Source organism: Cesiribacter sp. SM1, from assembly GCF_020178975.1.
Lineage (GTDB): Bacteria > Bacteroidota > Bacteroidia > Cytophagales > Cyclobacteriaceae > Cesiribacter.
The window spans coordinates 1-7,401 of the sequence record NZ_JAHXBU010000096.1; the positions used below are offsets into that span (position 1 = coordinate 1).

The 7,401-nt window shown below is 43.4% G+C and carries 9 protein-coding genes; 8 read left to right on the forward strand and 1 reads right to left on the reverse strand.

Annotated features, from left to right (window positions below):
• The first annotated feature begins 196 nt into the window (after positions 1 to 196).
• Genes KWJ01_RS27585 through KWJ01_RS28115 form a run of 3 tightly spaced genes read left to right on the forward strand, consistent with a single transcriptional unit; the run spans position 197 to position 1,331 of the window.
• The gene (locus KWJ01_RS27585; protein ID WP_225000381.1) at positions 197 to 664 is read left to right on the forward strand and encodes a helix-turn-helix domain-containing protein; all 468 of its coding nucleotides are present in this window, start codon (positions 197 to 199) and stop codon (positions 662 to 664) included.
• The gene (locus tag KWJ01_RS27590) at positions 619 to 1,158 is read left to right on the forward strand and encodes an IS630 family transposase (protein ID WP_225000388.1); all 540 of its coding nucleotides are present in this window, start codon (positions 619 to 621) and stop codon (positions 1,156 to 1,158) included. The genes KWJ01_RS27585 and KWJ01_RS27590 overlap by 46 nt, the downstream gene beginning before the upstream one ends.
• 41 nt (positions 1,159 to 1,199) lie before the next feature.
• Positions 1,200 to 1,331 carry a hypothetical protein gene (locus KWJ01_RS28115; RefSeq protein WP_255651235.1) on the forward strand — a complete coding sequence of 44 codons (132 nt, stop codon included), beginning with the start codon at positions 1,200 to 1,202 and terminating at the stop codon, positions 1,329 to 1,331.
• Positions 1,332 to 1,343: 12 nt separating this feature from the next.
• On the opposite strand, the gene KWJ01_RS27595 is transcribed toward KWJ01_RS28115, so the two are convergent.
• Positions 1,344 to 1,613 (reverse strand): transposase, encoded by a 270-nt coding sequence (locus KWJ01_RS27595; RefSeq protein ID WP_225000382.1) that lies wholly within the window; start codon positions 1,611 to 1,613, stop codon positions 1,344 to 1,346.
• Between the two features lie 487 nt (positions 1,614 to 2,100).
• Between KWJ01_RS27595 and KWJ01_RS27600 the strand changes: the two genes are divergently transcribed.
• The 5 genes from KWJ01_RS27600 to KWJ01_RS27620 all read left to right on the forward strand — a co-directional run bounded on the left by KWJ01_RS27600 (position 2,101) and on the right by KWJ01_RS27620 (position 6,725).
• Positions 2,101 to 2,805, forward strand: coding sequence for a hypothetical protein (locus KWJ01_RS27600; RefSeq protein ID WP_225000383.1), 705 nt, complete (start codon positions 2,101 to 2,103; stop codon positions 2,803 to 2,805).
• A 49-nt stretch (positions 2,806 to 2,854) separates the two neighbouring features.
• Positions 2,855 to 3,250 carry a lipocalin family protein gene (locus KWJ01_RS27605; protein WP_225000384.1) on the forward strand — a complete coding sequence of 132 codons (396 nt, stop codon included), beginning with the start codon at positions 2,855 to 2,857 and terminating at the stop codon, positions 3,248 to 3,250.
• A gap of 344 nt (positions 3,251 to 3,594) precedes the next feature.
• Positions 3,595 to 4,143 (forward strand): RNA polymerase sigma factor, encoded by a 549-nt coding sequence (locus KWJ01_RS27610; protein ID WP_225000385.1) that lies wholly within the window; start codon positions 3,595 to 3,597, stop codon positions 4,141 to 4,143.
• 108 nt (positions 4,144 to 4,251) lie between these two features.
• Entirely contained in the window at positions 4,252 to 4,965 is a 714-nt protein-coding gene (locus KWJ01_RS27615; RefSeq protein WP_225000386.1) for a hypothetical protein, read from the forward strand.
• Positions 4,966 to 5,009: 44 nt separating this feature from the next.
• Positions 5,010 to 6,725, forward strand: coding sequence for a PorT family protein (locus KWJ01_RS27620; protein WP_225000387.1), 1,716 nt, complete (start codon positions 5,010 to 5,012; stop codon positions 6,723 to 6,725).
• Positions 6,726 to 7,401 lie beyond the last annotated feature (676 nt).

Genomic DNA, 7,401 nt, shown 5'->3' on the forward strand with positions numbered 1-7,401 from the left:
AATAAACGAAGAGCTAAAATCCATTGGAGCTTTACTGTCAACACTGCCAGAGAAAAGCTATCGCGGCAATATCTAGCTGTCAATAAAGCTAATGCAATTTCTATGGATTAAATTGGAAGAGCACTAGTACTACAACATCTTAATTTATAGAACCAAAAACAGATTAAATTGTTGATTGTGATAAAGTTGCGGGAGCATGAGTAGGGAAGTTACTTTATCGGCATCAGAAAAGGGATATTTACAGGGGATACTAAAGAAGGGCAGGCATTCTGTCAGGAAAGTAAAGCGAGCTAGGATACTTCTTCTTTTGTCAGAAGGAGTGAGTGCAGAAGAGATAGCCTCTAAAGCGGATGTAGTATTGTCAACGGTTTACAAGATCTGGAACAGATATCTGGAAGTGGGTAAGGATGCCAAAGAGGCCATCGAAGAGAAGCCTCGTTCTGGTCAGCCGCCAAAGCTAACTGATGAGGTAAAGGCGCAGATTACCGCCATTGCCTGTAGCGATCCTCCTGAAGGTAATGAATACTGGACTCTGCAGATGATCTGTGATAAGGTGGTGGAGTTGGGGTATGTTGAGAAGCTTTCTACAGAACCAGTAAGAAGGTTTTTGAAAAAAAGCTGCTTAAACCCTGGCAAAAGAAGCAATGGGTCATCGGTGAAATAGATGGTGAATACATCCAGAGAATGGAAGCCGTGCTGGATACCTACCAAAGAGATGCCGAACCTGGAGAGGTAAGGATCTGCCTTGATGAGCGTCCATGTCAACTACTTGATGAGGTGCGGGAGCCTTTGCCTATGAAGCAAGGCAGGTCTTTCAGGCAGGACAGTGAGTACAAAAGGAATGGCACTTGCAATCTCTTTCTGGCTTATGATATGGATAAAGGAGAACGCTACTGCCAAACTACAGAAAGAAGAACAAAGACTGATTTTGCCCTTTTTGTAGATAAGCTTCTCAAGGAGCAATATGCTGATGCTGCAAAGGTGACAATCGTGCTGGATAATTTAAACATCCACGGCTATGGCTCTTTCTTTGCAACTCTGCCCGAAGAAAGAGCTATGGAACTAAGGGAAAAAATCAGCTTCTGTTTTACTCCTAAGCATGGCTCCTGGCTCAATATGGCTGGGGCAGCCCCGCTGAAATTGAATTCTCTGCTCTGAGTCGCCAGTGCCTAAAGCAAAGAATAGGATCAATAGAGAAAATGAAAAGAATAGTCAGTGCTTGGCAGCAGCACAGAAACAGGCGAAAAGTGAAAATATGCTGGAGCTTTACTTCTGATGATGCGCATCAAACCTTCAGGAAATTCTACCCTGTTGTGGAGTTCGATAATTAAGATGTTACAGTACTAGACTCTTTTTTTTAGAAAATCCACTTCCACCTTCAGTCTGCCGATCTCCTCGTAGAGCTTGCCAGTGTCTACAGAAGCTTCTTCTTTCTTTTTCCCTTGGTTGAAAACACTGGCAGAGTTTGCCAGAAACTCCTGCTTCCAGGCAGAAATCTGATTGGGATGCAGTTCGTACTTGTGGGCCAGCTCCTGAAGGGTCTGTTGCTCTTTTAGCGCCTCAATGGCTACTTTAGCTTTGAATTCAGCTGAAAAGGATCTTCGCTTTTGCATAGTCAACAATTTAATGGTTTTTACACTTTAAATCGCTATCCTATTTTCGGGGTCCATTATATTCAGTTAGTCAATGGCACACCTAAAGTATTTTAGAAGAAGTAGGCTCTAATGCCATTTTCTGCTACTGCCAGAGCCAACTAAATCTCATAGAAAAGATTTATATACCCTCACTCTTTTTTTTATGACCATATAGCTTTGGGTTTCTTGCTTAACCTTACAGATGTACCAAACCCTTGGCTGGCATAGCCTAAATGATATAGCATCATCCCCAGCGGAAGATTGGAGGGATTTTTCTCTGATTGCTATCCCTGAAAATGTATCTGGTTTTCTATGATGCCAGGACTAAAAGTACAGAATAAGCGACTACCATACATCTGAAGCTGGTTAGGTGAAATGGCTACCAGAAAATCTTCCCAACCTTTTGCCACCAACTATGATCTAAGGGACATAAAAAGTAAATAAGAACCCTTTGATAATTACTGTTATGAAAACTACTATTCTGTATTTCAACAAATTAGCATTATCTGGCGTACTGGCATTTAGCATGTTTGCCTGCGGTGAGGATGATGTAGCTCCACAACAAACTGCTCAGGTGAACATGAGCTTCAATACTGTAAATACTTCTTCAGCCAGTGCAGGAGAAAGAGTGCTGGCAGGAAATTCATTAGCGTTCACTTCAGGCTTTATTACCATTCGTGAAATACAGTTCGAAGCTGAATCCGCTACCGACTCTGTAGAGGTGGATCTGGAGCAAATTACAGTTATTGACTTTGCCACAGGAATATCTACACCTGACATCAGCGGCCTTACAATTCCTGCAGGCACTTACAATGAAGTAGAAGTAGAAATTGAGCTGCAGGACGATTCGGATGAGCCGGCGGTAGTGCTAAATGGTACTTATACAGATGCAAATGGGGTCAAGCACCCTGTGCGTTTTGAATTCAATTCAGGAGAGACCTTTGAAGTGGAAAAAGAAGGCGCCATTACTTTTGCTGGTGGAGAAAGCATCCTGGCACAGGTTACTTTCGATCCAAACGTGTGGTTTATCGAGGTAACTGATGAAGATCTTTCATTAGCTGCCAAAGATGCACAAGGTGTTATTGTTATTAGCGAAACACAAAACACCGACATCTACGAAAGTGCAGCAGAAGGTCTTGACCTGGCTACCGAAGTGGAAATCAGCGAGTAATTACGAAATAAAGCAAAAATTCTAACTGAATACCTTAACCATTTGGATAATGAAAAAGCAGAGGATACTGATGTTAGCTGGCTTATTACTGGGAGTAGCAGCCTGCGGTAAATATGAAGAAGGACCAGGTTTAAGCTTACGCTCCAAAACAGCTAGAGTAGCTAATGAGTGGAAGGTGGAGTATGCCTATGACCATGAAGATAAAGTAGAAATTACCACTGACTTCACCGGTGAGAGCTGGGTGTTTGGCAAAGATGGTGTTTTTATGGAAAAAGATGGAGGCGTAACTGATAAGACCGGTACATGGGAGTTCATGAGCGATAAGGAAGCCCTTGTTATTTCTGTAGGGACCGATATCGACAAATACACGATTGTGCGCCTGAAAGAAAATGAGATGTGGCTAAAGGATCATGAAGAAGAAATCCATCTGATCTCCGTAGAGTAGCAGCGTGCTGTCACTGAAATAGATTAGAAAAATTTCAAAAGAGAAAGTTAAGGGTGGTTTAGATAGGAAAGGGCTGCAGCTGAGTAGTCCTTTTCTTTTGTCTTCTCTTTCATCCTAAGGCTAACTTTTATCTGCACCGTTAGCTGTAGTTGAAGATAGATGGTAGCAATATCAGCAGGCTTTTGAGAAGGACCTGAATTCTACCTAAAGGGTGCTAAACCATACTTCTGTAGGATAGGGCCAGCTAAAGCAATAACATACAGACGCTTGGTCCATATTTTCGTTCAGCTTGTCCTGCCTCTGCCTTAACAGAAGCAGCACAGAACGCTAACTCCCAATTACTTATGTCTGAAAAAGAGCTGATTGAACGTTGTATTGCCCGGGAACGGCAGTATCAGGAGGTGCTGTATCGTAAGTATGCCGATAAGATGTACAACGTATGCCTCACCTATACCAAAGATGAGGACGAGGCTGCTGATGTGCTGCAGGAGGGATTTATCAAGGTCTTTGCAAATCTAAACAATTACACTTTTGGCGGGTCCTTTGAAGGCTGGATTCGAAAAATCATGGTCAATACGGCTTTGGTGCAATACCAAAAGAAACGTAAGGAAACAGAAAACCTAAGTGTCTACAAGACCTACATTGAGCCGGCTGTCGAAACTATCCTGGAGACCATCCATGCCGATGCAGTGATTGAGCTGGTGAATAATCTTCCTGAAAAAGCAGGTTTAGTCCTGAAGCTTTATGCCATTGAAGGCTATGACCATCAGGAAATCGCCGATTTGATGGGCATATCGGTCGGAACGTCCAAGTCGCAGCTCAACAGGGCCAGGTTTCTGTTGAAGGAAGCCATGCTGCAGGTGTCTCTAGAGGAAAAGAAAAGGTTGGCCTAAGCACAAAAGAAACATATGAATAGAGTTCTTTCCAACCTTTTGTGCCTAAAACAAATCTCATACCTGGGCGGGGCATTCCTAAGGTTAAATCATATAAGTGCATGTGAAATGAATAAGTTAATCGTGTACACCACCATACTATTTTCAACCCTGTTGGGGGGCTGTCAGGATGAGGAGGAATTCAAACTTCCTACTGATGTTGGCTTTCAGGTAGATATCAACCGTAACGTAAGTACCAATAGCCGTCTAAACTTTAGGCAGGGATCCATTCGACTGGCTTCTTTTACTTTTGATGGCAGGAGGGAAGAAGGTGACGATGTATATTTTGAAAAGGAGTATGAGCAGGGGCTGCATGTTCCTTTTGATCCTGTTCAAGCGGTAGAGGCCCTTCGTTTTCAAGTACCACAGGGAAACTACACCCGCCTTGAGGTGGAACTGGAACTCTACGACGATCTAGAAGACAGCGGTTTGGTGGTGGAAGGAACCTACCTGAACAGCAATGGGGTGCTCTATCCCCTTCGCATTGAGCTAGGATCTTCCCTAGCGTTTGAAATGCCTGCTAAAGAGTTGTCTGGGAATACACAGATTGTGCTACGGGCAAATACTCCGGCTAACGCTATAATCAGACTGGATCCGGTAAAGTGGTTTGAAACAATTCCTCTTTCTTATCTGGATCAGGCCCTGCTGCAGGAGGTTGAGCAGGAAGAGGATAGTGAAATTGAGCTGCCAAATTATATTCTCATCAATGAAGATACGAACGAGCATATCTACGCAATCATCCTCAACAGAATAGAACAAAGCAGCGAAACCATATTTCAGTAGGCGCTATACAAAAAGAAGGAAAGTAGGCAGTACAAAGATCCGAGATGCAGGAGCAGGAAAATCAACAACTGAATGATCTCATCAGAAGCAGCTTTGAAAACAAGAGCAAGGGGGCTCCTGATACGCTATGGGCAAATTTATCTGCTGCGCTGGATACCACGAACCCCCCTTTGGATGAAACACCATTGGCCGATCCACTGGATCAGAAAGTAAAAGAAAGTTTTGCTGCATTGCAAAAGCGAGCGCCTGGCCATGTGTGGTCTGGCATCAACCGTCAGCTCAACATTGAGCGGGTCTGGCAGGGAATTAGCCAAGAGCTTGATAAGCCAGAAATTCTTTTCAGGCCAAGCCTCCGCATGGCAGCAGCCATCCTTTTGTTGCTGTTGTCTGCAGTAGGCACTTATCTGCTGTGGAGTCCTTCAGCTACGAACGGAAACTTTGCCCACCAAACAAATACTGGCTCCTTGTCCAATATCAAAGGTCAGGCACCAGCGGATCATGCAGGAGTTGAAATGCATCCTAGCGCTATGGCAGGCTTGCCGGTAACTTTTTCTGATCCAGACGCATCAAGTTCCTCGAATGAAAAGGCGCTGTCTGCCACGAAAGCTACTATAAAACCACCACAAGCTACTTTACAAGAACAGACCGAAGTAAGTGTGGAGATTAGTGCTTCAGAAGTTGAGGCCTCCAGCCCTGATCAGGTGCTTTGCCAAGGGAAGGAAGGAAGTGCTGCCAACCAGAAGGCTGCATCAACCCATCCAGCACCAGCAGCTGGCACAGATTTTATAGAAAGTGTGGGCGTGGCACAGTCACTGATCCCTAAGACGGATGAAGCTACCTTAACGAGTACAAAAAGCCTAGGCGCCGAACCATCAGAAAGCAATCAAACCATGGGACAGTACTTGTTTGATTCAGGGGCTGAAGCAATAGAAGAAAAACCTCGAATAGGGGCTGTAGCCTCTGTGGCTGATCATGATCACATGAGCAGTGAAAAAGCGTCTGTTGCAGATGCGGTGCCTGTTTCAATAAAAAGGTTACCCATGATGTTGGTCTTGAACAAAGGCTTAATTGATGTGCAGGTTATGCCTCTGGAAACAGGGATAGAGAAGGAGACAAGCCATGCGGAACTGGTGGAAGAGAAAAAGCAGGAGTACCTGCGCCGCAACAGGTTTGAAGCAGGTCCTGTACTGGTGTATCATAACAGCTGGCTGCTGAATAACGAAACCAAGAATAGTTACAATAAGAACAGCCTAATTGCCACCGATCCTACTTACAAGCAAAACTGGGGCGTAGTGCTCAACTACCGCCTGGGCCAGAACAGTTTGCTGGCTACCGAGATGCACCTGGTGGGGCGGGTAGGACAGCAGTATAAGATGTATCAGCAGGGGGAGTATTTAAGAAAAGAGCTGGAGTTGCGCTATTACAAACTTTACCTGCAGTATCAGCAGAACTTTCTCAGATGGGGCCAGCATGTGCCCAACTGGCTCACTGCCAAGGCAGGTGTTTATGGCGGGTATTTAGAGAGTAAACAGGGGGAAATACGACTGCAGGAACATAGCCAGTATGACCGTTTTGACTATGGCCTTCGCCTGGCTGTTGGGCAGGAAACACGCTTGGGCGGTCTGATTATTGGCTATGGATTTAGCGCCGAAAGAGGCTTGCACAATGTCTTCAGGGGTACGGAAAGGTTGCCGTCTGAATTCAACAAGACCTATATCTTAAACTTTGGCAGTTATCTAAACCTGCGCTATTCTTTTTAGAGTTAGCGACTGTTTGAAATGAAGAAGCGGCTTTGAGATTGATCCCGGAGCCGCTTTTATTGTTGATGGAATTTGTTTTTTAAGAAGACTTCAAAACATAAACTAACATATTTAAAATATACATATTTAACGATGCAGAATGTAATATATTTTAACAACAACCTGTATATCTATTAATTGAAAGCATTTTCAGCTACTTGAGGTACAAATGGGGTACAAAGTTTATCCATAAATTCGTGAATTATCTATTAGTTTCAAGCATCGATTTCACTGATTATGGTCCTGCAAAAACTAATATCCATAGGATGAGCATTGGGAAAAGTTAGATAGGAGAGGCTTAGACAATTTTTTTCCTTTATCTCTGATAGACTACTTTAATTGTCTTGATAATATTCTTTCAATAATGTCTCAGTAACTCAATATCATGTCATTAATCAGTATTTGATTTTTGAGATGGATTCTTGAGGATAAAGAACAGCTACTAAGAAGGTTCTGTGAAGGAAGTGCTAATTCTCAACAAACGGAGGTTTTGCTTTACACTTTAACAGTTGACCCGTCCTAAAATGTGTTGACCGTTTGTTGCTAATACTGATATAAGTTTACCATTAAAAGTTAGTCCTGATTTTCATTGACCACAAGTGTAGATGAAGGTTTTTGGCTGTAGTAGTTTTTCCAT

Excerpts from the sequence above, each read along its gene's own strand:
- KWJ01_RS27595 (WP_225000382.1), bottom strand. The coding sequence starts at position 1,613 with ATGCAAAAGCGAAGATCCTTTTCAGCTGAATTCAAAGCTAAAGTAGCC.
- KWJ01_RS27615 (WP_225000386.1), top strand. The coding sequence starts at position 4,252 with ATGAATAAGTTAATCGTGTACACCACCATACTATTTTCAACCCTGTTG.
- KWJ01_RS27610 (WP_225000385.1), top strand. The coding sequence starts at position 3,595 with ATGTCTGAAAAAGAGCTGATTGAACGTTGTATTGCCCGGGAACGGCAG.
- KWJ01_RS27620 (WP_225000387.1), top strand. The coding sequence starts at position 5,010 with ATGCAGGAGCAGGAAAATCAACAACTGAATGATCTCATCAGAAGCAGC.
- KWJ01_RS28115 (WP_255651235.1), top strand. The coding sequence starts at position 1,200 with ATGAAAAGAATAGTCAGTGCTTGGCAGCAGCACAGAAACAGGCGAAAA.
- KWJ01_RS27585 (WP_225000381.1), top strand. The coding sequence starts at position 197 with ATGAGTAGGGAAGTTACTTTATCGGCATCAGAAAAGGGATATTTACAG.
- KWJ01_RS27600 (WP_225000383.1), top strand. The coding sequence starts at position 2,101 with ATGAAAACTACTATTCTGTATTTCAACAAATTAGCATTATCTGGCGTA.
- KWJ01_RS27605 (WP_225000384.1), top strand. The coding sequence starts at position 2,855 with ATGAAAAAGCAGAGGATACTGATGTTAGCTGGCTTATTACTGGGAGTA.